The following is a 26,169-nucleotide window of genomic DNA, read 5'->3' as shown; positions in this document are numbered from 1 at the left end:
TCAGAATGGCTCGTTGCCACGGCGGCGGAACCAGCCCGTCAACGACAGGCGGTCACGCGTGGTCGGCAGTACTTCGTGGGGTACTTCGCCCGACAGGAACACCACCAGGCAACCGCCGCTCGGCGCAACGTCGTGCTCGCGCTCCTGGTCAAGGTACATACGCAGTTGGCCCCCATGCCCCGGGGCCCAGGCCTCGTTGAGGTAGACGACGGCCGACACCATGCGCCGGTCATCATCGCGGAAGCGGTCTAGGTGCTTGCGGTAAAAGGCACCCGGTGGGTAGAGGGCGAAATGGCACTCGAAATCCTCAAGCCCCAGGAACAGCCCACGGTTAAGGGCCTCGCGCAGGGCGCCCATGAGTTCCAGGTATTGGTCGCAGGCAGACGACTCGCCCGGTTCCAGCCACTGGATTCGGTCGCCACGAATACCCTCGCGAATTTCCTGCGCAGGGCCACGGCCGACGGCGGCAGGCGCCAGTTCGCCCTGGGCAGAGCGCTGCCGGCATTCGGCCGCCAGCGCTGCGGTCAGGTCGTGGGGCAGGAACAAATCCTGTTGCGACCAACCGCGCTCGGCCAGGTCGTCGACGATAGAGAGCAGCAGCGGATGATCAGAGGATATTTGCATGCCGCGCATAGTATCCATGTGCCTGCGAAACGGACAGAGCCACTTGGCCCCCGACGCGCAGCACGTCGATTATGTTGCAACGCTTGACACGAATTCTCGACAAAGCCCTGCCCGGCCACGGACAATGGCGGCCTGCCGACAGGAGTCCCTGATGCGCCGTTTGTTTTTCCTTTTGATCATGTGCTGCACCCTGCCTGCGTGGGCAGACAGTCACGACCAGTTGTACAAGGTCGCTGGCTGGCCAGAGCAGCGGGCGCATTTCACCGACGCCCTGAAAGCAGCCCAGCAGCGCTACCAGAACAGTTTGCCCCCTGCGGTATTCCAGGCGTTGGTCAATAACAGCGACCAGCGTTTCGCCCCGCAGGCCATGGACCAGCGCGCCGAGGCCCGGCTGCGCCAGACCCTCGCCGACCCGAGCCCGGCCCTGGCCTTTTTCCAGTCGCCGCTGGGGCGCAAAGTGGTGGCCGCCGAATTGCTGGCCACCCGCCGCGACCAACTGGCCAAGAACGCCCAGGGCCTGCCCCATATGCAGGTCAGTGATACCCGCGCACTGATCATTGGCCACTTGTCCCGCGCCCTGCCCGCCCGCGAAGCCGGCGCCGAAGTGAGCCTGGCCATCGCCGGCGTCGCCGCCGACAGCCTCAGCCAGATGATCCCCGGCCTGCTGGGCAGCGACCAGGCCCAGGGCATGCTCGACGGCCAGCGCCAGCGCCTGATGGGGCAGATCGGTACCGAACTGGATAACACCCTGTTGTATGTGTACCGCGACCTGTCGGACCCGGAGCTGGAAGAATTCGCCAACTTCGCCGAATCGCCCGAAGGGCAGGCCTATTACAAGGCGGCGTTGGCGGCAGTGCGGGCCAGTCTGGCGGTGGGGCAGAGTACGTCGAGTCTCACTCCGCCAAAGCCTGGAACGTGAGACCACTCAGGAGCGGAGCCAAATGATTGGGTCAGCGCCCCAGCCACTCATCCACGAATGAAAAATATCGCTCCCTGATCGGCACCACTTCATTGGCCAAATGATGCCGTGCCCCCGGCAGCATCAATACCTGGGGGCTGCGAAACTTGGCCTGCAGCACACCAAGGTTGTGCTCCCAATCCACCGTCATGTCTGCATCGCCCTGCACAATCAGCGGCGAGCGCGTGCTGACGGGCGCGGCTTCTATCCGCGGCACCCAGTTGACCAGCGCGCCTACCCAGGCAGTTGGCAGGCGAATGGGCTGCAGCGGGTCAGCCTGCAGGAAGGGCATGAATTCAGGGTCGTTGGTGTTTTCACTGAAGCGCCGGGCAATGCCGCTGACGAAGGGGCTGAGCAGCCGGTAGCTGACCTGGGACCAGCGCCAGCCACGCGGGCGCACCAGCGGCGCCAGCAGAATCGCCTGGCCCTGGGCCGGGCTGTCCAGGCCGTGGTACAGCAAATGGTCGAGGACAATGGCGCCCCCGGTGCTCTGCCCCAGCAGGTGCCAGGGCTGTGGCAGGCCGATGCTGGCGGCTTCCGCGAACAGGCCATGCAGCGCGGCCTGATAGTCGTCGAAGTCATCGATACGCGCGCGCTCGCCGCTGGACAGCCCGTGGCCGGGCAGGTCGCCGGAGATCACCGCGAAACCATGGTCCAGCGCCCAGCGGATCACATGCCGGTACAGGCCCATGTGGTCGTAGAAGCCATGCAGCAACACCAATGTCGCGACCGGTGATGGCGGTAGCCATACCTGGCTTACCAGCTCATAACCGGCCGCCTCGAAACGGCCGAGCCAGGTCTGGCACGGCAGGTCGATACCATAGAACCGCTGGTACGCCCTGGCCTCCTCGGACAGTGGCACACGGGCGGCCAGGGGCTTGAGACCAGCGCGGAGCGCGTCTGGCCGAAACGTGGCAGGCATAAGGTCTCGCAGCGGTAAGCGAATAAACACACCTCCGATATTCTTCTGTATGGCCGGGCATGGCAAGCTGGGTGTCCTGTTCCGGGTCGAGCCTTTATGTCTGCCTCGCGCCGCAAAACCCTGCTCCTCACCTTGCTGGCCCTGATCTGCGTGGCCACCCTGTGGCTGGCCTATGAGTGGTTCGAGTCCCGCTACATCCGAGCGTTCAGCGAACACGCCACACTTTTCGAGGGCGACCGCCTGCGACTGCCCCCGGCGCTGGCCGGCCCAGGCCCGGTTCGCCTGGTGCATTTCTGGGACCCCGCCTGCCCGTGCAATGTGGCCAACCAGCAGCACCTGAGCGAACTTCAGGCTCACTTTGGCCCCCAGGGCGTGAGCTTCTACAGCGTGCAGAAAGCCGGCAGCCATGGCCAGCTACCGGCCGATCTGGACAGTTTCAAGGCGCTTGCGGCCATCCATGGCAGCGAAGGCGTGCCGGCCAGCCCCGCCGTGGCAATCTGGGACCAGAAAGGCCAGCTCGCCTACTTCGGCCCCTACAGCGAAGGCGCGACCTGCGATTCAAGCAACAGCTTCATCGAGCCCATTCTCAAGGCGCTGACCGAAGGGCGCACGGTGAATGCCACTCACACCCTGGCCCAAGGCTGTTACTGCGCGTGGGATAGCGCCGGGCCCTGACGCGGCATCAAAAGGATTTCCAATGAAACGCAGCCTCACCGTCCTCGCTGTCCTGATCACGGCCGCAACCGCCGGCACTGGCTGGTACATCCACGGCAAACAGCCACAGCGCAGCGGCGAAATGGCCCTGCAGCACCTGCAGGCGGCCGTCAGCGTGCGCTATGACGCGCGCGGCGTGCCGCATATACAGGCGCAGAACCAGGCGGACATGTATCGCGCCCTGGGCTACGTGCAGGCTCAGGACCGGCTGTTCCAGATGGAAATGATGCGCCGCCTGGCCCGCGGCGAATTGGCCGAAGTTCTGGGGCCCAAGCTGGTGCCCACCGATACCCTGTTCCGCAGCCTGCGCATTCGCGACCAGGCCGAGGTCGCCCTGGCCCGTGAGGACCGCAACTCCCCCAGCTGGCTGGCGATCGAGGCCTACCTGGACGGCATCAACCAGTACCAGGCCAGCCACCCCCGGCCGGTGGAGTTCGATGTGCTGGGCATCACGCCGCGGCCGTTCACTGCCCAGGACATCTTCAGCGTCACCGGCTACATGGCCTACAGCTTCGCCGCCGCCTTTCGCACCGAGCCGATGCTGACGTTCGTGCGTGACCAACTGGGCGCCGATTACCTGAAGGTCTTCGACATCGACTGGCACCCGCAGGGCGCGCTGCCGCTGGCCGCCGATGACTGGAAAAGCCTGAATAGCGTGGCCCGGGTCAGTCAGCAAGTACTGGAAGAAGCCGGCCTGCCACAGTTCGAAGGCAGCAACGCGTGGGCCATTGCCGGCACGCGCACCGCCAGCGGCAAACCGCTGCTGGCGGGCGACCCGCACATCCGCTTTTCGGTACCGTCGGTATGGTATGAGGCACACCTGTCGGCGCCGGGCTTCGACCTGTATGGCTACCATCAGGCCCTCGGGGCCTTCGCCACTCTGGGGCAGAACAAGGACTTCGGCTGGAGCCTGACCATGTTCCAGAATGATGACCTGGACCTGGTGGCCGAAAAGGTCAACCCGGCCAACCCCAACCAGGTCTGGTACCACGACCAGTGGGTGGACCTGCAGACCACCCGCGAACAGATAGCGGTCAAGGGCCAGGAACCGGTCAGCATCACCCTGCGTCGTTCGCCCCACGGGCCAATCGTCAACGATGCGCTGGGCAAAGTCGCGCCCACCACGCCGATCGCCATGTGGTGGTCCTTCCTGGAGTCGGAGAACCCCATTCTGGAAGGTTTCTACGAAATCAACCGCGCCGACACGCTGGCCAAGATGCGCGGCGCGGCGGTCAAGGTGCAGGCGCCAGGCCTGAATTTCATCTGGGCCAATGCCAAGGGCGATATCGGCTGGTGGGCGGCGGCGCAATTGCCCATCCGCCCGGCCGGGGTACAGCCGATGTTCATTCTCGATGGCAGCGGCCACGATGCCGACAAGCTGGGCTTCTACCCCTTCACGGCAAACCCCCAGGAAGAAAACCCGGCCCGGGGCTTCATCGTTTCCGCCAACTTCCAGCCGGTGTCGCCGCAGGGCATCGAGATTCCCGGTTATTACAACCTGGCCGATCGTGGCCAGCAGTTGTCCAGCCAGTTGAGCGACAACAGCGTGAAATGGGATAGCGCCCACGCCCAGGCCCTGCAACTGGGCACCCGCACAGGTTACGCCCAGCGCGTGCTGACGCCATTGCTGCCCGTGCTGCGCCAGGTAGTGACCGACCCCGGGGAAAAGGTGCTGGTGGAGCAACTGGGGCGCTGGCAGGGCGACTACCCGCTGGACTCGGTCCCGGCCACGGTCTTCAGCGAATTTCTGTACGACCTCACCTATGCCGCCATGCATGATGAACTTGGCGATGCAATGTTCGATACCCTGCTGTCAACCCGTGAACTGGACACGGCCCTGCCACGCCTGGCAGCGGATGCCAATTCACCCTGGTGGACTGACCGCGCCTCGGCGGCCCACGCGACCCGCGCCGATATCGTCAAACTGGCCTGGGGCAATGCCCTTCGCCAACTCAAGGCCACCCTGGGCGACGATCCTGGCCAATGGCAATGGGGCAAGGCTCATACCCTGACCCATGAACACCCGCTTGGCAGCCAGAAACCGCTGGACCGCTTGTTCAACATCGGCCCGTTCGCGGCGCCGGGCAGCCACGAGGTACCGAACAACCTTTCCGGGCGGCTGGGACCTGCGCCGTGGCACGTCAGCTATGGGCCTTCGACCCGTCGTGTCATCGACTTCGCCGACCCGGCCCATGCCACCACCATCAACCCGGTGGGGCAAAGCGGGGTGCTGTTCGATGCGCATTACAACGATCAGGCCCAGGACTACATCGATGGCAAATACCATCAGGTGCTGATTGACCCGGCGGATGTGGCCAACGGAACGGTCAGTACCCTGAACCTGGTACCGGCGAGGTAGAACGCTATCCACGACCTGCCGGTTCCACAGGAAATGGCAATGCCTTGTAACGAACAAGGCCCCGAAGGGCCTTGTGTCATGCGGCTGCCGGCGCTTGCGCGCGGCGCGGGTCGGGCTGTTTCCAGCCGTCGGCCGCGGCTTCTTCGATGGCCGCCTGAATCGCGCGCTTGCGGCGCTCTTCGGCTCGGCGGGTGAAGAACCAGACCAGGAAGGTGAAGATCGACACCGTCAGCAGGATCAGACTGGCCACGGCATTGATCTCCGGCTTCACGCCCAGGCGCACGGCCGAGAACACTTCCATGGGCAGGGTAGTGGAGCCCGGGCCCGATACGAAGCTTGCCAGCACCAGGTCGTCCAGCGACAGGGCAAACGACATCATGCCACCCGCCGCCAGTGAAGGCGCGATCATGGGGATGGTGATCAACATGAACACTTTCCAGGGGCGCGCCCCCAGGTCCATGGCCGCTTCCTCGATGGACAGGTCCAGCTCGCGCAGGCGCGCCGACACCACCACCGCCACATAGGCGGCGCAGAACGTGGTGTGGGCGATCCAGATAGTGGCGATGCCGCGCTCCTGCGGCCAGCCGATGGCCTGGGCCATGGCCACGAACAGCAGCAACAGCGACAGACCGGTGATTACCTCGGGCATCACCAGCGGCGCGGTCACCAGGCCGCCAAACAGCGTGCGGCCCTTGAAGTGCGCCACGCGGGTCAGCACAAACGCCGCCAGGGTACCCAGTATGACCGCGGCAATCGCCGTGTAGCAGGCGATTTCCAGCGACCGGGCCACCGAGCCCATCAATTGGGTGTTGTCCACCAGCCCCACGTACCACTTCACTGACCAGCCGCCCCATACCGTCACCAGCTTGGAGGCGTTGAACGAGTAGATGACCAGGATGACCATGGGCGCATAGATGAACACCAGGCCCAGCACCAGCATCAGGCTGGAAAAACTGAAACGCTTCATGCCTTGCCCTCCATCTCTTTGGCCTGACTACGGTTGAAGAGCAGGATGGGCACGATCAGTATCGCCAGCATCACTACCGCCAGGGCAGACGCCACCGGCCAATCACGGTTGTTGAAGAATTCCTGCCACAGCACGCGCCCGATCATCAGGGTTTCCGGGCCGCCCAGCAGTTCGGGGATCACGAACTCGCCCACTACGGGGATGAACACCAGCATGCAGCCGGCGATGATGCCGTTCCTGGACAGCGGCACGGTGATCTTCCAGAAGCTGTTGAAGGTGCTTGAACCCAGGTCGGATGCGGCTTCCAGCAAGCTTTCGTCGTGCTTCACCAGGTTGGCGAACAACGGCAGGATCATGAACGGCAGGTACGAATAGACCACGCCGATGTACACCGCGAGGTTGGTGTTCAGGATCTGCAGCGGTTGGTCGATCAGCCCCAGCCACATCAGGAAGGCGTTGAGCAGGCCGTTGTTGCTCAGGATACCCATCCAGGCATACACGCGAATCAGGATGGCCGTCCAGGTCGGCATCATGATCAACAGCAGCAGCACCGTCTGTGCTTCCTTGCGGGCACGGGCGATGGCGTAGGCCATGGGGTAGCCGATCACCAGGCACAACAGCGTGCTGAAGAAGGCCATTTTCAGCGAACCCAGGTACGCCGAGATGTAAAGGTCGTCATCACCCAGCATCGCGTAGTTGGCCAGGTTCAGCAGCAACTGGATCTTCTGGTCGACGTAGGTGTAGATCTCGGTGTACGGCGGGATCGCCACGTCCGCTTCAGCGAAGCTGATCTTCAACACGATGAAGAACGGCAGCATGAAGAACAGGAACAGCCACAGGAACGGCACGCCGATCACCAGTTGGCGGCCACCGGGCGTTATTCGATGCAAGATGCGTTTGATGTTTTTTGTATTCATGAGCGCAGTACCACGCCGCTGTCGTCTTCCCACCACACGTATACCTGGTCATCCCAGGTTGGCCGCGCACCGCGGCGTTCGGCGTTGGCCACGAACGACTGGACCAGCTTGCCGCACGGCAGCTCCACGTAGAACACCGAGTGGCCGCCCAGGTAGGCGATGTCGTGCACTTTGCCGCGCGACCAGTTGTACTCACCGGCAGGCGGCTCGACGGTGACCAGCAGTTTTTCCGGGCGAATGGCGTAGGTGATGTGCTTGTCCTGCACCGAGGTGCTGATGCCGTGGCCCACGTAGATGTTGCGCTCCAGCTCCGGGCTGTGGATCAACGCGTGGCCTTCGGCATCGTCCACCACTTCGCCTTCGAACAGGTTGACGTTGCCGATGAACTCGCACACCAGGCGGCTGGTAGGCGTTTCATAGATATCGATGGGGCTGCCGATCTGGGCAATCCAGCCCAGGTGCATGATGGCGATGCGCTGGGCCATGGTCATGGCCTCTTCCTGGTCGTGGGTCACCATCACGCAGGTAACGCCCACGCGCTCGATGATCTCTACCAGCTCAAGCTGCATCTGCGAACGCAGTTTCTTGTCCAGCGCGCCCATGGGCTCGTCGAGCAGCAGCAGTTTCGGGCGTTTGGCCAGCGAGCGCGCCAGGGCCACGCGCTGGCGCTGGCCCCCAGACAACTGGTGTGGCTTGCGCTTGGCGTACTGGGTCATCTGTACCAGCTTGAGCATCTCGGCCACGCGGGCGTCGATCTCGGCCGCCGGGATCCGGTCCTGCTTCAGGCCGAAGGCGATGTTCTGCGCCACGGTCATGTGCGGGAACAGCGCGTAGGACTGGAACATCATGTTGATCGGCCGCTCATAGGGCGGCATGTCGGTGATGTCCACGCCATCGAGGTAGATACGCCCCTCGGTCGGCCGTTCGAAACCGGCCAGCATGCGCAGCAAGGTGGATTTACCCGAGCCGGAGCCGCCGAGCAGGGCAAAGATTTCACCCTTGTTGATTTGCAGCGACACGTCGTCGACCGCAACCGTCTCGTCGAACTTCTTGGTGACCCGGTCGATTTTGACCAGCACCTGTTTAGGTTGCTGATCGCCCTCGAGGGCTTTCTTATAGGCACCGGAGGCAACTGCCATTAACGAAACTCCCAACAAAATTTTACAGCCCGCCCCGGATAGGCAGACCTTGGATTCTTGCAGCCTGTTCCTTCAGGTCGTATGAAACGGCCAACGACGTCGGCTCCATTACAAATGTGCACGATAGGCCTCTGGCGAGGCCCGGCGGGCACGGCCTTGCAAAATAAAATGCAACAAGTGACTACATTCATGCCTGCCCATGGCAGGCGGCATCGTGCCAACCGTTTGAAAAAACCGGCGCGCAACTTACCCTTGATAACGCTGAGTCGCAAAAACTATTTCAAATTCAGAGGCCTGCGGTACTGCGCCGGATAACTCGGCGCAGTACCCAGGGCATCACAGCCGGCTTACTTGCCCGACTTGATGGTGGTCCAGGTGCGCGTCAGGATGCGCTGGGTGGCGGCCGGCAGGTCGGCGATGGCGTACAGTTTTGCCTGTACGTCAGCCGGCGGGTAAATGCCCGGGTCGCTGGAAATTTCCTTCGCCACCAGCGGCGTGGCCGCGGCATTGCCGTTGGGGTAGCCCACGGCGTCGCTGATTTCAGCCATCACTTTCGGTTGCAGGATGAAGTTCATGAACTTGTAGGCGCCTTCGACGTTCTCGGCATCCTTGGGGATGGCGACCATGTCGTAGAAGCTGCCTGCGCCTTCCTTCGGAATGCTGTAGTTCACGTGCACCTTGTCACCGGCTTCCTTGGCACGGGAAGCAGCCTGCTTGATGTCACCCGAGTAGCCGATGGCGACGCAGATGTTGCCATTGGCCAGGTCCGAGATGTACTTGGAGGAGTGGAAGTAGGCGATCGATGGGCGAATCTTGAGGAACAGGTCCTCGGCTTTCTTGATCTCGTCCTTGTTCTGGGTGTCGGTCTTGAAGCCCAGGTAGTGCAGCGCGGCCGGGATCATTTCGGTCGGCGAGTCGAGGAAGCTGATGCCACAGCCTTTGAGCTTGGCAGCGTTCTCCGGCTTGAACACCAGGTCCCAGGAGTTGACCGGGGCGTCGGCGCCCAGGGCGGCCTTGACCTTCTCCGGGTTGTAGCCGATGCCGATGGTGCCCCACATGTACGGGAAGGCGTGGGCGTTGTTCGGGTCACTGACGGAAACTGCCTTGAGCAGGTCCTTGTTCAGGTTGCCATAATTGCTCAGCTTGGACTTGTCCAGCTCCTGGTAGACGCCCGCCTTGATCTGTTTGGCCAGGAAGTTGTTCGAAGGCACGACGATGTCATACCCCGACTTGCCAGCCAGCAGCTTGGCTTCCAGGGTCTCGTTGCTGTCGAATACGTCGTAGACGACCTTGATCCCCGACTCCTTCTCGAAGTCCGCGATGGTGTTCGGCGCGATGTAGTCGGACCAGTTGTACACGTGCAGAACCTTGTCATCGGCGTGCGCAGCACCAGCCATCACACCCATCAGGGACATGGCGAGGAGGGTCTTGCCAAATATCTTCATGCGTCAGCTCCAGTATTTTTTTAATTCCGTCTGTCCAGTAGCCGGGGCAACTGCAACAGCTGCTAGTCTGGCAAGGTCCAAGGCGCCCTTTCAATTAAAAGAGCAACCTTCTTCAGCCCCCCGAACCAGGCAAAGACTAGCACTCAGCTATTCAAAGCCTGCAAGGTCAGATCCAGGCACTTGCGCGCCTTGGTCACCAGCTCGTCGATTTCCTCGCGAGTGATCACCAGCGACGGTGCAATGATCATGGTGTCGCCCACGGCGCGCATGATCAGGCCATTGTCGAAGCAGAAGTTGCGGCAAATCATGCCCACACCCATCCCCTCGTAACGTTGGCGCGTGGCTTTGTCCTTGACCAGCTCAATGGCCCCCAGCAGCCCCAGCCCGCGAACTTCGCCCACCAGCGGGTGGTCATTCAGCTCACGCAGACGTTTCTGCAAATACGGTGCCGTTTCTTCGCGAACCCGCTCGATAATTTTTTCGTCGCGCAGGATCCGGATGTTTTCCAGGGCCACCGCAGCCGCCACGGGGTGGCCGGAATAGGTGAAGCCGTGGTTGAAATCGCCCCCTTCGGAGAGAGTCCTGGCCACTTCGTCGCGCACGATTACCCCGCCCATTGGTATATAGCCGGAGGTCAGGCCCTTGGCGATGGTCATCAGGTCGGGCTTGAGGTCGTAGTAATCGCTGCCGAACCACTCACCGGTGCGGCCGAAACCGCAGATCACCTCGTCGGCGACGAACAGGATGTCGTACTTTGCCAGGATCTCCTTGATCTTCGGCCAGTAGGTCTGTGGCGGAATGATCACGCCGCCCGCCCCCTGGATCGGCTCGGCGATGAAGGCGCCGACGGTGTCCACGCCCAGCTCCAGAATCTTCTTCTCCAACTGTTCGGCGGCCCAGGTGCCGAACTCCGCCTCGGACATGTCGCCGCCTTCGCCGAACCAGTAGGGCTGGGCGATGTGGACGATGCCCGGAATGGGCAGGTCGCCCTGTTCGTGCATGCCCACCATGCCACCCAGGCTGGCGCCGGCGACGGTGGAGCCGTGGTAGCCGTTGATGCGGCTGATGATGACCTTCTTCTCTGGCTTGCCCTTCAGCGCCCAGTAGTGGCGGACCATGCGCAGCACGGTGTCGTTGCCTTCGGAGCCGGAGCCGGTGAAGAACACATGGCTCATGCCCGCTGGCGCGACTTCGGAAACGGCCTTGGCCAGTTCCAGCGCCGGCGGGTGGGCGGTCTGGAAGAACAAGTTGTAGTACGGCAGTTCGCGCATCTGTTTTGCCGCGACCTCGGCCAGCTCATCGCGGCCATAGCCCACGGCCACGCACCACAGGCCCGCCATGCCGTCGAGGATCTTGTTGCCTTCGCTGTCCCACAGGTGCACGCCCTTGGCCCTGGTGATGATGCGCGGGCCTTTTTCCTTGAGCTGCTTGTAGTCGCTGAAAGGCGCCAGGTGGTGCTCGCCGCTCAGGGCCTGCCACGCTTGGGTTTGCGAATTCTTGTTGCTCATTGCCTTCTCCTCAACGGGGCACGCCCCGTGTTGATCACACCGCGAACAGCAGGAATTCACGTTCCCATGAGCTGATGACGCGCTTGAAGTTCTCGTGTTCGGCGCGCTTGACCGCGACGTAACCGATGATGAATTTGTTGCCCAGGTACTTCTCTACCGTCTTGCAGTTTTCCATGCGCTCCAGGGCGTCCTCGATGGTCAGCGGCAGGCGCAGGTTGCGCCGCTCGTAACCACGGCCCTGCACTGGCGCGCTGGGCTCGATGCCTTCGACCATGCCGATATAGCCGCACAGAAGGCTGGCCGCGATGGCCAGGTACGGGTTGGCGTCGGCGCCCGGCAGGCGGTTCTCCACGCGGCGGTTCTGTGGGGTGGCATCGGGCACCCGCAGGCCCACGGTACGGTTTTCCTCACCCCACTCCACGTTCACCGGCGCCGAGGTGTCGGGCAGGAAACGGCGGAAGGAATTCACGTTGGGGGCGAATAAAGGCAGCAATTCGGGGATGAACTTCTGCAGGCCGCCCACATGGTGCAGAAATAACTGGCTCATGCTGCCGTCATCGTTGGAAAAGATGTTCTTGCCGGTCTCGATGTCGACGATGCTCTGGTGCAGGTGCATGGCACTGCCGGGCTCGCCGGTCATGGGCTTGGCCATGAACGTGGCGGCCACGTTGTGCTTGAGCGCTGCCTCGCGCATGGTGCGCTTGAACACCAGGATCTGGTCGGCCAGGTGCAGGGCGTTGCCGTGACGGAAGTTGATCTCCATCTGCGCCGTGCCGTCTTCATGGATCAAGGTGTCCAGGTCCAGGTGCTGCAGCTCGCACCAGTCATAGACATCCTCGAACAGCGGGTCGAACTCGTTCGCCGCTTCAATGGAGAAAGACTGACGGCCGGTTTCCGGGCGCCCCGAGCGGCCCACGGGCGGTTGCAGCGGGAAGTCCGGGTCTTCGCAGCGGCGGGTCAGGTAAAACTCCATCTCTGGCGCCACGATGGGCAGCCAGCCCTTGTCGCTGTAAAGCTTCAGGACTTTCTTGAGCACGTTGCGCGGCGACAGCTCGATGGGGTTGCCCTGCTTGTCGTAGGTGTCGTGGATCACCTGGGCGGTCGGTTCGATGGCCCAGGGCACCACGAACACGGCGTTTTCGTCGGGGCGGCAGATCATGTCGATGTCGGCTGGGTCCAGCAGGTCGTAGTAGATGTCATCCTCTACGTAGTCGCCGGTAACGGTTTGCAACAAAACACTTTCCGGCAAGCGCATGCCTTTCTCGGCGATGAACTTGTTGGTGGGTGAAATCTTGCCACGCGTGATGCCTGTCAGGTCGGCGATCAGGCATTCGACTTCCGTGATCTTGTGCTCTTTCAACCAATCGGTGAGCTGGTCGAGGCTGGTACGCATAAATACCTCAGGGGCTAGATAGCAGTCCTGGACGCGGCTGCGTCGCGTTGGGTCGCACGCTGTCTGCAGGCCTGGCCAAAGGCCTGAAAAATGGCCAGGTAGTGCGGGTTATCCAGCACCTGCCATTCGGGATGCCACTGCAAGCCTAGTGCAAAACCCTTGGCCCCTTCGGCCGAAACCGCCTCGACCAGGCCATCGGGCGCCACGGCCTCCACACGCAAACCCGGGGCCACGCGGTCGATACCCTGGCCGTGGATGGAGTTGACCTGCAACTGCGCGGGCAAGCCAATGGCCTGTAAAACACCGCCGGGCTGGACAGCTACCGCATGGCGCAGGGCATACTGGACCTCGACCGGCTGGTCCTTGGGCTCACGATGGTCCATGAAGGTTCCGGTTTCGTGAACCTTCTGGTGCAGCGAGCCGCCCAGGGCCACGTTCAGTTCCTGGAAACCTCGGCAAATGCCCAGTACCGGCACGCCAGCGGCCACGGCCGCGCGAATCAGCGGTAGAGTGGTAGCATCGCGTTCAGGGTCGTGCAGCGTGCCGGGCGCGCTGTCGGCACCGGCGTAATGGCGCGGCTCCACGTTGGAAGGCGAGCCGGTAAAGAGAATGCCATCCAACCCGTCAAGTATTTGGGTCGGTTTGAACAGTTCGCCGAGCGCGGGAATGATCATCGGCAAGCCTTCGGCGGCCACGGCGACCGCGCGGACATATTTGTCACCACAGGTATGGCTGGCGTGCAGCCCGACTGGCTTGATGCAGGCGGTGACGCCGATTGTCGGCAGGCGTGCCATGAAGTCCCCCGGTATTATTGGCGTTATGGGTTGCAAACGAGCTTAGCGTTGTTCATTTTTTTTCACAACACCCCCGTAAAAAATACAACACGGGCTGTTGAATAATTCATTTGAGGGCGTTCACGGACGTAAAAAACGCCCCAATAAGCGGCAAAAATGGCTTTCAGGCGCCATTTCAGGGCAAACCGAGGCTCGCTTGACTTCATGATGGCTTTCGGATTGACTGAAACAGCAAAAGCCCAATGATTGATATTTTTAACAACAAAGGTGTTGCATCATGTCGGTACCCCCGCGTGCCGTTCAGCTCAACGAAGCGAACGCATTCCTTAAGGAACATCCTGAGGTTCTGTACGTCGACCTTCTGATTGCAGATATGAATGGTGTGGTGCGTGGCAAGCGCATCGAACGCACCAGCCTCCACAAGGTTTACGAGAAAGGCATCAACCTGCCCGCCTCGCTTTTCGCCCTGGACATCAACGGCTCTACGGTGGAAAGCACCGGGCTGGGCCTGGACATCGGCGACGCAGACCGTATCTGCTTTCCGATTCCCGACACCCTCTCCAACGAGCCCTGGCAGAAACGCCCTACCGCGCAGCTGCTGATGACCATGCACGAACTGGAAGGCGAACCCTTCTTTGCCGACCCGCGCGAAGTGCTGCGCCAAGTGGTCGCGAAGTTCGACGAGCTGGGCCTGACCATCTGTGCCGCTTTCGAGCTTGAGTTCTACCTGATCGACCAGGAGAACGTGAACGGCCGCCCGCAACCGCCGCGCTCACCTATTTCCGGTAAACGCCCGCACTCGACCCAGGTGTACCTGATCGACGACCTGGACGAGTACGTGGACTGCCTGCAGGACATCCTGGAAGGCGCCAAGGAACAAGGCATCCCGGCAGACGCCATCGTCAAGGAAAGTGCTCCGGCGCAGTTCGAAGTGAACCTGCACCACGTGGCCGACCCGATGAAGGCCTGCGACTACGCCGTGCTGCTCAAGCGCCTGATCAAGAACATCGCCTACGACCATGAGATGGACACCACCTTCATGGCCAAGCCCTACCCGGGCCAGGCGGGCAATGGCCTGCACGTGCATATCTCGATCCTGGACAAGGACGGCAAGAATATCTTCACCAGTGAGGATCCCGAGCAGAACGCCGCGCTGCGTCACGCGATCGGCGGTGTGCTCGAGACCCTGCCAGCGTCGATGGCGTTCCTGTGCCCGAACGTCAACTCGTACCGCCGTTTCGGCGCCCAGTTCTACGTGCCGAACTCGCCCTGCTGGGGCCTGGACAACCGCACCGTGGCCCTGCGCGTGCCTACCGGCACCCCGGACGCCGTACGCATCGAACACCGTGTGGCCGGTGCCGACGCCAACCCGTACCTGCTGATGGCCGCCGTGCTGGCGGGCGTGCACCACGGCCTGACCAACAAGGTCGAGCCCAATGAGCCGGTGGAAGGCAATTCGTACGAGCAGAACGAGCAGAGCCTGCCCAACAACCTGCGCGACGCCCTGCGCGAGCTGGACGACAGCGAGATCCTGGCACGGTATATCGATCCGAAGTACATCGATATCTTCGTGGCGTGCAAGGAAAGCGAGCTGGAGGAGTTCGAGCACTCCATCTCCGACCTTGAGTACAACTGGTATCTGCATACGGTGTAAGCCGGTGCAAAAAAACGCCGCAGGCCAAGGCCTGCGGTTTTTTTTGCCTCGGGATTGGCTATTCCCACAGAGCACTTGCCCGGCGTGGGGCCGGGCGAAGCTCGGGAAGCAGACGACGCCGGTTCAAAACCCTACAATGCGTGGCCGAAATGGAGAACCTCATGACCCGCACCGCCACGCCCCGCAAACCCCGCGCCCGCAGCCAGGCACGGATCGACTCGATTCTCGAGGCGGCGCGCGCCCTGCTGGCCAGTGAGGGGGTGGGCAGCCTGTCGATCTACAGCGTCGCCGAGCGCGCGGAGATCCCGCCGTCATCGGTTTACCACTTCTTCGCCAGCGTCCCGGCGCTGCTGGAAGCGCTGACGGCAGATGTTCATGCCGCTTTCCGCGCCTGCCTGCTGGAGCCCGTAAATCACGAGCAACTGCGTGAATGGCGCGACCTGTCGCGGTTGGTGGAAGAGCGCATGCTGGTCATCTACAGCCAGGACGCCGCGGCCCGCCAGTTGATTCTGGCCCAGCATGGGCTGGCCGAGGTCACCCAGGCTGACCGCCAGCATGACCTGGAACTGGGGGTGCTCATGCACCAGGTATTCGACCGGCATTTCCAGCTGCCGAGCTTGCCGCAAGACGTGGATGTGTTTGCCCTGGCCATGGAGCTGGGCGACCGGGTATACGCGCGGTCGGTGCAGCTGCATGGGCAGATTACCCCACGCATGGCGGAGGAAGGGATGCGGGTGTTCGATGCTTACCTGGGGCTGTACCTGCCGCCGTTCCTGCCTAAAAGATCGGCGTAGCGCCGTTGCCGGGCTTCAGTCCAGGATCAAATGCGGGAGGAACCGGCTGGTATCCTTGGTGATCAGGCTGTCATCTTCGCGAATACCGATTCCCGCGGCGCGGTCGCCAATCACCCATGAACCTACCAGCGTGTAGCTGTCACCGAACTTGGGCAGTGGTGCTAATCGCTGCAAGATATAGGGCGCATCGTCGTACGGGCCATCCACCACGTGCAACTGGTCATCAGGCGTGCGCAGCTCGATGTTCGCCCCTTCCCTGGAGAAGTACGGCTTGCGTACCCAGCCCTTGGGCACCGGTGAACGCGGGTTGGTATCCAGGTGGCTTTCCAGCAGGTTCGGGTGGCCTTTGTGAGCTTCCCACAGCATCGGCAGGATGCCCTTGTTGGAGAGAATCGCCTTCCAGGCAGGCTCCATGAACTGGGTGTCGCACTGGGCGATGGCCGCGCCGAAAGGCTCGTGGAAGATGAACTCCCAGGCGTGCAGCTTGAACAGGTGGGGGATCCAGCGGTCCTGCAGGTCGACGAAGCGGCCGTCGAGCAAGCCGATGTCTTCCAGGTCGATGTGCCGCGACTCGATGCCCACTTTCTCGGCCACCAACCGCAGGTAGTCGGTGGTGGCCTTGTCCTCCACCGAGCCCTTGATCGACGCGAAATAGAACGGCCGCTGGATGTTCAGCGCGGCGAAGGCCTCGTGCAGGCGCGTGTCGATGCTGTTGAACTGGTCCACCGAAGCCGGCAGCATGCCGCGCTCGAGGCACTGTTCCAGCCAGCCCCACTGGAAAGCCGCTGCCTCGTACAGGCTGGTGGGGGTGTCGTAGTTCAGCTCCAGCAACTTGGCCGGGCCGGTACCGTCGTAGGAGAAGTCCATGCGCCCGTAAAGGTGCGGGTGGCCTTCGCGCCAGGAGGTGCGCACCAGGTCGTGAAACGCCGGAGGGATGGCCAGGCGTTCCAGTTTCTCCTCGCTGTTCACCACCTCGCTGACCAGGTCCATGCACAGTTCATGAAGGGCCTGGGTCGGGTCTTCCAGGTCGTCCTCGATCTGCTTGAGGGTGAACTGGTAGTAGGCGCTTTCATCCCAATAGGGCTCGCCATCGATGGTATGGAACATGAAGCCCAGGCGTTCGGCGGTCTGTTTCCAGTCGGGGCGTTCGGCGATGGCTATTTTCTTCATGCTGCCCTCAACCGCCGAAACTGCTGCGCGACGACGAACCGCTCCAGCCACTGCGGGCCGTGGCCGAACTGCCGAAACCGCCGCGGGTGGTGGCCTGGCGGACCGACACCGGGTTGGCGTTGATACGCCCGAAGCTACCGCCACCACTGCTATAGCCGTTGCCAGACTCGCTCTGACGGGAGCGCGAGAACGTGGCGCCGCTGTTGATGCGCGACCCCAGGGTGGAGCTGGCGTAATTGCCACGGTCGTCACGGTACTGGTACACCGGCGCCGACCTGAAATTGCCGGTGCTGCTGCTCAGCATGTGGCCGATGAGCAGACCTGTCAGCAGGCCGCTGCCATTGAAGCCGCCCCCGCTGCTGTCACCGCCGCTGCGGGCCACCTCGGCCTTGGCCGAATCCAGCTGCGACTGGGTAACGGTGCCGTCGGCATCCACCTCGAAACCGCCCAGCTGGGGCATGTACTTGCCGGCCGAGTCGACCTGGCAGTAGTCCGGCACGAAATCGGCTTCGCAGTCCGCCTTGTTGTCGTACACCGGGGCAATCTTGCGGTGCTGGCTGAGCGCGGCGATATAGGCATCCGAGCACACGTCCACGGGAAACTTCTGCGCCGTGCATTCGGCCACCGTCTTGAAGTCGAAGGTTTTCTTCACCTGGTAAGTCTTCTCCGGCGCGCCACAGCCGGCCACCGCCAGCGCCACCGAGGCAGCCAGTGAGAGTTGTACGTACTTGCTTCGTTTCATCCCTGGCTCCGCGATCAGTTGGTGTTGGGCGTCATGCAGGCGGCATTGAGCATGCCGACGCTGATCGCAACGGCGGCCACGTAGATACCGGTAGCTACCTCACCGCGCTGGATGCGCGCCGATACGCCCTTGAGCACCAGGCTGGCGGCGAAGAATGCCAACAGCTGCACCACACCGGCGATCAGTGCCCAGACCACAAAGTCCAGCAGGCTGATGGAGTAGGCAATGACGTTGCTGGCCGGAATCGCGAAGCCGATGATGGCGCCGCCCAAGGCGATGGCAGCGGCGACGTTGCCCTCGCGAATCAGCTCGAACTCCTTGTGCGGGGTCATGCGCGTGTAGATGAACTGGAACAGCACGAGGAAGATCCCCGCCCCCACCACGTACAACAGGAACCCCAGCACGGCGGTGGGGTTCAGCGAAATCGAAAGTGCTTCTAGCATGGCATGTCCCTATGGATGTCAGAGGATGTTCAAGTCGGTGGGGTACAGCGAAATGCCCAGCGAGGCGCTCAGGCTGACGGTGCCCTCCTCGTCCTGTTCCACCGAGAACAGCAGGAATTCGCGGCGGTCGGTCAGCCCGGTGTCACGGGCGTACAGCATGGCGCGGTGCTCGACCACGTAGGACTCGTTGGGGTTGACGACCCGTTCACGCAGGTCGGTCAGTTCGGTTTGCCCAGCCTCGGTGCCCCACTCGCGGGTGTATTGCACGCCGTCGAGGTTATAGGTGGGCAGGCCGATGTCACTGTTGGGGCCCGCCAACCGCTGCAGCTCGTCGTTGCTGCTGATGGTGGCGTAGCGCAGGTAGTTGAACAGGATCACCGATTCGACCTGGCCATCGCGGTCACCCGTGGTATGCACCTGCAGCCAGTAGTCCTCGTCGTCCATGTAATAGCGGTTCAACCACTGGGACTGGCCCAGGTCCACCGTGCCCACGCTGAAGATCTGCTGGGTGGGCGGAATGATCACCTTGCTGGCACCGTCGAGCAGCAGCTTGAGGGTGCCGTCGAAGCTAACCGAGCGGCCCTGGGCCAGGCCCAGGGCGCCCTCCACCGCAGCCTGCGGCTTGCCGGCGGGTGCTTCCAGGCCCATGAACTGTTTGAACCAACCCATCTTCAGACTCCTTCTTCTTTGCGCAAAAGCACCCGTGCCGCCACGAACCCCGCCACCGCACCGGCGATATGGGATTCGAACGAAACGCCATAGCGTGGCAGAAAGCCGTAGACCAGCCCACCGTACAGCAGCATCGCGGCCGCGGCACACAAGAGATTGGCCCAACTGTGGTGGAACCAGGCACGGGCCACGACGTATACCCACAGGCCAAACACCCAGCCGCTGGCCCCTACATGGTAATAGCCACGGCCGAACAGCCACACCAGCAGGCCACCGACCACGATGATCAGGCCGCTGGCGGCGAGAAACCGGCCGACACCATCCTTGGCCACCAGCGTACCCAGGACGATGAACGGCACCAGGTTGCCCAGCAGGTGCCACAGCGAGCCATGCAGGAACGGTGCGCTGATGATACCCAGCAGGCCCTGGGCCGAACGCGGCAACAGACCGTAGGTGTTCAGGCTGTAGCCGGAGAGCAGGTTGAGCACCTGCACCCCACACATCACCCCGGCGAGCCAGAGTACCGGCTGGAAATCCTTGGCAGTGATCACTGCGCTCTCCCTGTGATGCCAAACCCCGCAAGACCGGGCGAGGCTCGGGAAGAAGGCACCGCGCTGTATCAGCGATCATGCGGGGCTCTTTTCCCGAGCTTCGCCCGGTCCTGCAGAAGGAAGTTACTGGCCGGCCTGCTGCTTGCGCAGACGCTCCAGGATGGCGTCGGCGCTGCCGGCGTCCGGGACGATGCCGGCTTCCTTGAGCTTGCGCTCCAGGTCATTGCCGGTTGAGGCCTCGGCCAGTTGGTCCTGGGCCTCGAGTTCGGCAGCGCGCTGCTCCTGCTTGGCCTGCAGGCGGTTCAGGGTGCCCACGGCGGTTTCCAGCTTGCCGTTGGCGCCGCCGCTGGCAATGGAAGCGCTGACCTGGGCCTTCTGCACGCTTTCACGCGCCTTGGCCACGTCTACCTGCTGGCGCAGGCTCTTGATACGGGCCTCGGCCTTGGTGATGTCCTTGCGCATCTTCTCGACGTAACCGCCGAACTCCACGGCCTGCTTGTGCTCGGCCTCACGCTCGTTGACCTGCACGGCGATGGCTTCGGCCACTTCGTGGGCCAGGTCGTTGCGCTCGGCTTTCATCGCAGCCAGCGCCTTGCTTTCCAGGTCGCCGATACGGGCGTCGTACTGGGCGACGCGGTCGGTGGCCAGCTTGTGCTTGGCCATGATGGTCACCAGTTCACGCTTGGCATTGGCCAGGGCAGTGTCGGCGTCACGGATTTCCTGGTCCAGGATACGCAGGGCCTGCTGGTCGACGATGGACTCGCCCACCTCGCTGGCACCACCGCGCAGCGCCGTGAACAACTTGCTCCAGATGGATTGATTACTCATGTCGTTACTCCTTGGCGTTACTTGAAGAAGCCTTCGAAGGCTTCGGCGGCGCGTTGTACGTTGTCGACCAGGGTGAACACTTCGGTCACCACGTTGGTCAGGCTCGAACTGGCACTCAAGGCGCCGAACATGTTGTACACAGTCTGCCCGTTGGGCATCACTTCCAGGCCGATGGACGACAGCGGGAACAGCTCGCGGCTGCGCAGTACGGCGTCGTTGAAACGGGCCACGTCCTTGATGGAATCGACATCCACCAGCACCGTGTCGACGATGATCTGCTCGCCCACCACGGCAATGTGAATCGGCAGGCCGCCGTACTCGTTCATTTCCAGCTTCAGGCTTTGTTCGGCCCCTTGCACCAGGGTCAGGGTGATTTCCTTCGACGCCACTTCATCCAGGGCCTGGAAGGCCTGGTGAAGGCGGTCGAGGGTCCATTTCTCCGCTGTGGTCATGTGTTCCTCCAACTTGAAAGTGCCGGCCATCACAGGCTGGCGGAGCTGTTTTTCAACCTGCTTGAGCACCCCGCGGTTCTCCGGGAGCACCCAGGCTTCATGTTTCACATACCCGGCATCGGCCAGCCCGGCCCGCATTTTCTTCATGTAGAAGCTGGAGGTTTTCTTCTCCGCGGGGGCCTTCTTTACCGTTGCCTTGTCGTTGCCAGCCTTGCTTGCCATCGGGTCGATTCCGTATCACATGTGATAAACATACACCGTCTGCAGAAACCTGCAACACATCACGCGTGAGAAAATGTTTCCTGAAAATGGAAACGAAAAAACCCCGCAGGGCGCACGCCCGGCGGGGTTGAACATGACGCAGCCGCGGTTACAGCTTGGCGATCGACACTTCAGTGGATTTGACGAAGGCAATCACTTCACTGCCGATCACCAGTTCCAGTTCACGGACCGAACGGGTGGTGATCACCGAAGTGACGATACCTGAAGCCGTCTGCACGTCGATTTCCGACAGCACCGGGCCTTCGATGATTTCCTTGACGGTGCCCTTGAACTGGTTACGCACGTTGATCGCTTTGATAGTCATGAGGTTCTTCCTGTTCAAACGAGGGGTGTGATTCAGAGTGCCCAGCGCAATTGCGTGGGCAACGGGGCCGTGGGTTCCGGCTCGGGCGGTGTGCCCGGCAGCGACAACACACGGTTGAGTACTTCGGTTTCCAGCGCCGCCAGGCGGTGCGAGCCGCGGGTACGTGGGCGTGGCAAGTCGACAGTGAGGTCCAGGCCGATCTCGCCGTCTTCGATCAGAATGACCCGGTCGGCGACCGCAACCGCCTCGGCCACGTCATGGGTCACCAACAGCACCGTGAAGCCATGCTGCTTCCACAGGCGTTCGATCAGTTGCTGCATTTCGATACGCGTCAGGGCATCCAGCGCGCCCAGCGGCTCATCGAGCAACAGCAAGCGTGGTTTGTGGATCAGGGCGCGGGCCAGGGCCACACGTTGTTTCTGGCCGCCCGACAGGGCTGCCGGCCACTCGTTGGCGCGCTCGGCCAGGCCCACGGCTTCCAGCGCCTCCAGGGCCTTGGGCCGCCAGTTACCCTTCAGGCCGAGGCCCACGTTATCGATGACCTTTTTCCAAGGCAGCAGGCGCGCTTCCTGGAACATCAGGCGGGTGTCGTCACGGGCTTCGCTCAACGGCGCCGAGCCTGCCAGCAGCTTGCCGGCGCTGGGCTTGTCGAGCCCAGCCAGCAAGCGCAGCAAGGTGCTCTTGCCGCAGCCGCTGCGGCCGACCACGGCCACGAATTGCCCAGCCGGAATGTGCAGGTCGATGTCCTTGAGCACCTGGCGGCTGCCAAAGCTCTTCTGCAAACGGTCCAGTGCCAGCGGAATGCCTTGCAGCAGGCGCGGCGGTTGTTGCTTCAGCGCGTTCATGCCGCACCTCCCTTGGCAACCTGGTAAGCCGGGTGCCAGCGCAGCCACACACGCTCCAGGCCACGGGCGGCCAAATCGGCAAGCTTGCCCAGCACGGCATAGAGAACGATGGCCAGCACTACCACGTCGGTCTGCAGGAACTCACGAGCGTTCATGGCCAGGTAGCCGATGCCGGAACTGGCGGAAATGGTTTCGGCGACGATCAGGGTCAGCCACATGAAACCCAAGGCAAAGCGCACACCTACCAGAATGGAAGGCAGTGCCCCCGGCAAGATCACCTGGCGGAACAGCGCGAAGCCGCTCAAACCATAGCTGCGTGCCATTTCCACCAATGCCGGGTCGACGTTGCGGATGCCATGGTAGGTATTCAGGTAAATGGGAAATAGCGTGCCCAGGGCAACCAGGAAAATCTTCGCCGACTCGTCGATCCCGAACCACAGGATCACCAACGGGATCAACGCCAGGTGCGGCACGTTGCGGATCATCTGCATGGAACTGTCGAGCAGGCGCTCGCCCCATTTCGACAGGCCTACGACGAAGCCCAGTACCAGCCCCAGCGAGCCGCCGATGACAAAGCCCACGCCCGCGCGCCAGCCGCTGATGGCCAGGTGGGTCCAGATTTCACCGCTGCGCACCAATTCGACACCGGCCGCCACGACCGCGCTGGGCGCCGGCAGAATGCGCGTGGACAGCCAGCCGGCACTCACCGACAACTGCCAAACCGCCAGCAACAATACCGGCAGCGCCCAGGGCGCCAGCCTGTGGATAATTTTGTTCATGACCAGCCCTCAGCTCTGGGACGCGGCTTTGGGCAGAATGTCGTTAGCGACCATCTCACCGAAAGGGCTCACGTAGTTGGCGCCTTGCGGCTGTTCAGAGCGTTGCACGTCCAAGTGCGGGAACAGCAGCTCGGCGACGCGGTAAGACTCTTCCAGGTGCGGGTAGCCTGAAAAGATGAACGTATCGATACCCAGGTCGGCGTACTCCTTGACCCGCGCGGCCACGGTCGGACCATCGCCCACCAGCGCCGTGCCGGCACCGCCGCGCACCAGGCCCACGCCCGCCCACAGGTTAGGGCTGACTTCCAGGTTGTCGCGGTTGCCACCGTGCAAGGCCGCCATGCGTTGCTGGCCCACCGAGTCAAAGCGTGCCAGCGAAGCCTGGGCGCGGGCGATGGTGTCATCGTCCAGGTGCGAGATCAGGCGGTCGGCCGCGGCCCAGGCCTCGGCATTGGTTTCGCGCACGATCACGTGCAGGCGGATGCCGAAGCGCACGGTACGGCCCAGCTTGGCGGCCTTCTCCCGCACTTCGGCGATTTTCTCGGCCACGGCGGCCGGTGGCTCGCCCCAGGTCAGGTACAACTCCACCTGCTCGGCAGCCAGGTCTTGGGCAGCCTCGGAGGAGCCGCCGAAATACAACGGTGGGCGCGGCTGCTGAACCGGTGGGTAGAGCAGCTTGGCGCCTTTGACCTTGATGTGTTCGCCGTCGTAGTCGACGGTCTCGCCTTCCAGCACGCGGCGCCAGATGCGGGTGAATTCGACCGAGGCTTGATAGCGCTCCTCGTGGCTGAGGAACAGGCCGTCGCCAGACAGCTCGTCAGGGTCGCCCCCCGTGACCAGATTGAACAGCGCACGCCCCCCGGACAGGCGGTCCAGGGTCGCGGCCTGACGGGCCGCCACGGTCGGGGAAATGATGCCAGGGCGCAGGGCCACCAGGAATTTGAGCCGCTGGGTCACCGGAATCAACGACGCTGCCACCAGCCAGGAATCCTCACAGGACCGGCCCGTTGGGATCAGCACGCCACCGAAGCCCAGGCGGTCGGCAGCCTGGGCAATCTGTTGCAGGTAGCCATGGTCCACAGCGCGAGCGCCTTCGGCGGTGCCAAGGTAATGACCGTCGCCGTGGGTGGGAAGAAACCAGAAAATGTTAAGGCTCATTGGAGTTGTCTCCTAAGGGTGGCTAGGGCCGGCGCGGCGCACCGGCCCGCAGTACGAATCACGGGGCGGTGGCGACCTTGGCCGGTGGCGTCCAGATCACATCCTTGATGCTCAGCGGCTTGGGAATCAGCTTGAGTTGGTAGAAGGCGTCGGCGATCTTCTGTTGGGCAGCGACCACGTCAGGCGTGATGAACTCGGCGCCGAAGCCTTGGCGCTTGACCGAGGTCAGGGTGATGTCAGCCGGCAAGCCCAGCAGCGGCGCCACTTCTTTGGTCACCTGTTCGGGGTTGGATTTGGACCACTCGCCCACCGAGCGCACTTCGTCCACCAGGGTAGCGATCACTTGCGGGTGTTGCTGTGCGTATGGCTTGGTGGCCAGGTAGAACTGGTTGTTGTCGACCAGGCCTTTGCCATCACGCAGGGTGCGCGCCTGCAACTGCTGTTCGGCGGCCGCCTGGTAGGGGTCCCAGATGACCCAGGCGTCGACGCTGCCACGCTCGAACGCGGCGCGGGCGTCGGCCGGGGGCAGGTAAACGGTCTGGATGTCGGTGTATTCGAGGCCCGCGTCTTCCAGGGCGCGCACCAGCAGGTAGTGAACGTTGGAGCCCTTGTTGAGCACCACTTTCTTGCCTTTCAGATCGGCCACCGACTTGATCGGCGAATCCTTGGGCACCAGGATCGCTTCGCTGCTGGGGGCCGGTGGCTCGTGGGCCACGTAGAGCAGGTCGGCGCCTGCGGCCTGGGCGAACACCGGTGGGGTTTCGCCGGTCACGCCGAAATCGATGGAGCCTACGTTGAGGCCTTCCAGCAACTGCGGGCCGCCGGGAAATTCGGTCCATTGGACCTGCACGCCTTGGGCGGCCAAGCGCTTTTCCAGCGAACCGCGGGCCTTGAGCAGCACCAGGGTGCCGTATTTCTGGTAGCCGATGCGCAGGGTGTCAGCCTGGGCCTGGGTAATGGCGCCGTACGACACAGCCGCAGCAAACAGAGCGACCAGCCCGCGACGCAAAAAGACTGTGCGCATAGCGCCGCTCCTTTGCTATTGGGTGTATGGCTGCACCTGCTTGCCCGTTGGCGGGCGAGTAAGGCCAGTGAATTGAATGTGTTACCTGTGGGAGCCGGCAAGCCAGCTCGCACTTAAATGCTCCAGCGCGCGCTCAGCAATCGTTCGTTCAGCAGGTTCGGGTCCAGCGGCTGTGGCCGACGGCTCAGTGCGTAGTGAAATTCCTGCAGCGCATTTTCCAGGCGCTGCCCCAGCGCTGGCGCCAGTTGGGCGGCGGCGCTGCCTTCGCCGTAGGCGATCTGGCTGTCGTCAGCAAAGATCCCCTGCAGCATTTCCTGCGCCTTGAGCGCGGCCAATACCGGCTTCAGGGCGTAATCCACCGCCAGCATGTGGGCGATGCTGCCGCCCGTGGCGATTGGCAATACCACCTTGTTGGCCAGGGCCCGTTCAGGCAAAAGGTCCAACAGGGTCTTCAACGCGCCCGAAAACGACGCTTTGTATACCGGGGTGGCGACGATGAGGCCATCGGCTTTCTGCACCAGTTCCAGGAAGTCCAGTACCTTGGGGCTGTCGAAGCGGGCGTGCAGCAGGTCTTCGGCGGCAAAATCGCGAACCTGGAAAGTCACCACTTCAACGCCGTGACGTTGCAGCCACTGGCGGGTCTGTTCAAGCAATACGCCAGAACGCGAGCGCACACTGGGACTGCCACCAAGAGATACAACCAGCATGGGTTACGCTTCCTTTAACCGTCCAAA

At 62.7% G+C, this 26,169-nt stretch carries 27 protein-coding genes; 5 read left to right on the top strand and 22 right to left on the bottom strand.

Annotated features, from left to right (window positions below; all coding sequences use genetic code 11):
- A complete protein-coding gene (locus QBK88_RS00265) occupies nucleotides 1-633 on the bottom strand; it encodes a 2OG-Fe(II) oxygenase (RefSeq protein WP_277960681.1) in 633 nt (210 codons plus the stop codon).
- Nucleotides 634-775: 142 nt separating this feature from the next.
- On the opposite strand from QBK88_RS00265, the gene QBK88_RS00260 reads away from it, so the two are divergent.
- On the top strand, nucleotides 776-1,543 hold the full coding sequence (locus tag QBK88_RS00260) for a DUF2059 domain-containing protein (protein WP_277960447.1): 768 nt from the start codon (nucleotides 776-778) through the stop codon (nucleotides 1,541-1,543).
- Between the two features lie 31 nt (nucleotides 1,544-1,574).
- Here QBK88_RS00260 and QBK88_RS00255 read toward each other — a convergent pair whose 3' ends face one another.
- Entirely contained in the window at nucleotides 1,575-2,504 is a 930-nt protein-coding gene (locus QBK88_RS00255; protein WP_277960446.1) for an alpha/beta hydrolase, read from the bottom strand.
- Between the two features lie 96 nt (nucleotides 2,505-2,600).
- Here QBK88_RS00255 and QBK88_RS00250 point away from each other — a divergent pair, with 96 nt between their 5' ends.
- On the top strand, nucleotides 2,601-3,179 hold the full coding sequence (locus QBK88_RS00250) for a DUF6436 domain-containing protein (protein WP_277960445.1): 579 nt from the start codon (nucleotides 2,601-2,603) through the stop codon (nucleotides 3,177-3,179).
- Nucleotides 3,180-3,201: 22 nt separating this feature from the next.
- Nucleotides 3,202-5,577 carry a penicillin acylase family protein gene (locus tag QBK88_RS00245; protein WP_277960444.1) on the top strand — a complete coding sequence of 792 codons (2,376 nt, stop codon included), beginning with the start codon at nucleotides 3,202-3,204 and terminating at the stop codon, nucleotides 5,575-5,577.
- Nucleotides 5,578-5,653: 76 nt separating this feature from the next.
- On the opposite strand, the gene QBK88_RS00240 is transcribed toward QBK88_RS00245, so the two are convergent.
- The 7 genes from QBK88_RS00240 to QBK88_RS00210 all read right to left on the bottom strand — a co-directional run bounded on the left by QBK88_RS00240 (nucleotide 5,654) and on the right by QBK88_RS00210 (nucleotide 13,740).
- Nucleotides 5,654-6,544 (bottom strand): ABC transporter permease subunit, encoded by an 891-nt coding sequence (locus QBK88_RS00240; protein ID WP_277960443.1) that lies wholly within the window; start codon nucleotides 6,542-6,544, stop codon nucleotides 5,654-5,656.
- Nucleotides 6,541-7,461, bottom strand: coding sequence for an ABC transporter permease subunit (locus QBK88_RS00235; RefSeq protein ID WP_277960442.1), 921 nt, complete (start codon nucleotides 7,459-7,461; stop codon nucleotides 6,541-6,543). The genes QBK88_RS00240 and QBK88_RS00235 overlap by 4 nt, the downstream gene beginning before the upstream one ends.
- The gene (gene potA, locus QBK88_RS00230) at nucleotides 7,458-8,600 is read right to left on the bottom strand and encodes a polyamine ABC transporter ATP-binding protein (protein ID WP_268147228.1); all 1,143 of its coding nucleotides are present in this window, start codon (nucleotides 8,598-8,600) and stop codon (nucleotides 7,458-7,460) included. Before potA ends, QBK88_RS00235 begins: the two co-directional genes overlap by 4 nt.
- Before the next feature lie 347 nt (nucleotides 8,601-8,947).
- Nucleotides 8,948-10,045, bottom strand: a complete 1,098-nt coding sequence (locus QBK88_RS00225) for a polyamine ABC transporter substrate-binding protein (protein ID WP_158154523.1) — start codon at nucleotides 10,043-10,045, stop codon at nucleotides 8,948-8,950.
- A 143-nt stretch (nucleotides 10,046-10,188) separates the two neighbouring features.
- Nucleotides 10,189-11,553: an aspartate aminotransferase family protein gene (locus QBK88_RS00220; protein WP_277960441.1), complete on the bottom strand. Its 1,365-nt coding sequence runs from the start codon at nucleotides 11,551-11,553 to the stop codon at nucleotides 10,189-10,191.
- A gap of 34 nt (nucleotides 11,554-11,587) precedes the next feature.
- Complete coding sequence (locus QBK88_RS00215; RefSeq protein ID WP_268147224.1) at nucleotides 11,588-12,946, bottom strand: glutamine synthetase family protein; 1,359 nt, start codon at nucleotides 12,944-12,946, stop codon at nucleotides 11,588-11,590.
- 14 nt (nucleotides 12,947-12,960) lie between these two features.
- Nucleotides 12,961-13,740 (bottom strand): gamma-glutamyl-gamma-aminobutyrate hydrolase family protein, encoded by a 780-nt coding sequence (locus QBK88_RS00210; protein ID WP_268147222.1) that lies wholly within the window; start codon nucleotides 13,738-13,740, stop codon nucleotides 12,961-12,963.
- Nucleotides 13,741-14,017: 277 nt separating this feature from the next.
- Here QBK88_RS00210 and QBK88_RS00205 point away from each other — a divergent pair, with 277 nt between their 5' ends.
- Nucleotides 14,018-15,394 carry a glutamine synthetase family protein gene (locus QBK88_RS00205; RefSeq protein ID WP_158154527.1) on the top strand — a complete coding sequence of 459 codons (1,377 nt, stop codon included), beginning with the start codon at nucleotides 14,018-14,020 and terminating at the stop codon, nucleotides 15,392-15,394.
- A gap of 161 nt (nucleotides 15,395-15,555) precedes the next feature.
- A complete protein-coding gene (locus tag QBK88_RS00200) occupies nucleotides 15,556-16,188 on the top strand; it encodes a TetR/AcrR family transcriptional regulator (RefSeq protein WP_277960440.1) in 633 nt (210 codons plus the stop codon).
- Nucleotides 16,189-16,203: 15 nt separating this feature from the next.
- On the opposite strand, the gene QBK88_RS00195 is transcribed toward QBK88_RS00200, so the two are convergent.
- The 13 genes from QBK88_RS00195 to ssuE all read right to left on the bottom strand — a co-directional run bounded on the left by QBK88_RS00195 (nucleotide 16,204) and on the right by ssuE (nucleotide 26,142).
- Nucleotides 16,204-17,358 (bottom strand): glutathionylspermidine synthase family protein, encoded by a 1,155-nt coding sequence (locus tag QBK88_RS00195; RefSeq protein WP_277960439.1) that lies wholly within the window; start codon nucleotides 17,356-17,358, stop codon nucleotides 16,204-16,206.
- A gap of 7 nt (nucleotides 17,359-17,365) precedes the next feature.
- Nucleotides 17,366-18,100 (bottom strand): DUF1190 domain-containing protein, encoded by a 735-nt coding sequence (locus tag QBK88_RS00190; RefSeq protein ID WP_277960438.1) that lies wholly within the window; start codon nucleotides 18,098-18,100, stop codon nucleotides 17,366-17,368.
- A 14-nt stretch (nucleotides 18,101-18,114) separates the two neighbouring features.
- Nucleotides 18,115-18,543 carry a DUF350 domain-containing protein gene (locus QBK88_RS00185; RefSeq protein WP_277960437.1) on the bottom strand — a complete coding sequence of 143 codons (429 nt, stop codon included), beginning with the start codon at nucleotides 18,541-18,543 and terminating at the stop codon, nucleotides 18,115-18,117.
- A gap of 18 nt (nucleotides 18,544-18,561) precedes the next feature.
- Nucleotides 18,562-19,212, bottom strand: a complete 651-nt coding sequence (locus QBK88_RS00180) for a DUF2491 family protein (protein ID WP_277960436.1) — start codon at nucleotides 19,210-19,212, stop codon at nucleotides 18,562-18,564.
- A gap of 2 nt (nucleotides 19,213-19,214) precedes the next feature.
- Entirely contained in the window at nucleotides 19,215-19,763 is a 549-nt protein-coding gene (locus QBK88_RS00175; protein ID WP_445764871.1) for a rhomboid family intramembrane serine protease, read from the bottom strand.
- 123 nt (nucleotides 19,764-19,886) lie between these two features.
- Nucleotides 19,887-20,591, bottom strand: a complete 705-nt coding sequence (locus QBK88_RS00170) for a PspA/IM30 family protein (RefSeq protein ID WP_277960435.1) — start codon at nucleotides 20,589-20,591, stop codon at nucleotides 19,887-19,889.
- Between the two features lie 17 nt (nucleotides 20,592-20,608).
- A complete protein-coding gene (locus tag QBK88_RS00165) occupies nucleotides 20,609-21,265 on the bottom strand; it encodes a YjfI family protein (protein WP_277960434.1) in 657 nt (218 codons plus the stop codon).
- Nucleotides 21,266-21,413: 148 nt separating this feature from the next.
- The gene (locus QBK88_RS00160; protein ID WP_027980095.1) at nucleotides 21,414-21,629 is read right to left on the bottom strand and encodes a TOBE domain-containing protein; all 216 of its coding nucleotides are present in this window, start codon (nucleotides 21,627-21,629) and stop codon (nucleotides 21,414-21,416) included.
- A 32-nt stretch (nucleotides 21,630-21,661) separates the two neighbouring features.
- Nucleotides 21,662-22,474 carry an aliphatic sulfonates ABC transporter ATP-binding protein gene (gene ssuB, locus QBK88_RS00155; RefSeq protein ID WP_277960433.1) on the bottom strand — a complete coding sequence of 271 codons (813 nt, stop codon included), beginning with the start codon at nucleotides 22,472-22,474 and terminating at the stop codon, nucleotides 21,662-21,664.
- A complete protein-coding gene (ssuC, locus tag QBK88_RS00150; protein WP_277960432.1) occupies nucleotides 22,471-23,253 on the bottom strand; it encodes an aliphatic sulfonate ABC transporter permease SsuC in 783 nt (260 codons plus the stop codon). Before ssuC ends, ssuB begins: the two co-directional genes overlap by 4 nt.
- Nucleotides 23,254-23,262: 9 nt before the next feature.
- Nucleotides 23,263-24,411, bottom strand: coding sequence for an FMNH2-dependent alkanesulfonate monooxygenase (gene ssuD, locus QBK88_RS00145; RefSeq protein WP_277960431.1), 1,149 nt, complete (start codon nucleotides 24,409-24,411; stop codon nucleotides 23,263-23,265).
- A 58-nt stretch (nucleotides 24,412-24,469) separates the two neighbouring features.
- Nucleotides 24,470-25,435 carry a sulfonate ABC transporter substrate-binding protein gene (locus QBK88_RS00140; protein WP_277960430.1) on the bottom strand — a complete coding sequence of 322 codons (966 nt, stop codon included), beginning with the start codon at nucleotides 25,433-25,435 and terminating at the stop codon, nucleotides 24,470-24,472.
- Between the two features lie 113 nt (nucleotides 25,436-25,548).
- Complete coding sequence (gene ssuE / locus QBK88_RS00135) at nucleotides 25,549-26,142, bottom strand: NADPH-dependent FMN reductase (RefSeq protein ID WP_277960429.1); 594 nt, start codon at nucleotides 26,140-26,142, stop codon at nucleotides 25,549-25,551.
- Nucleotides 26,143-26,169: the final 27 nt, after the last annotated feature.

It is taken from the genome of Pseudomonas sp. RIT-To-2, assembly GCF_029623465.1.
GTDB lineage: Bacteria > Pseudomonadota > Gammaproteobacteria > Pseudomonadales > Pseudomonadaceae > Aquipseudomonas > Aquipseudomonas silvicola.
Note: the sequence above shows the minus strand (reverse complement) of the source record. Positions and strands in the feature narration are given on the sequence as shown.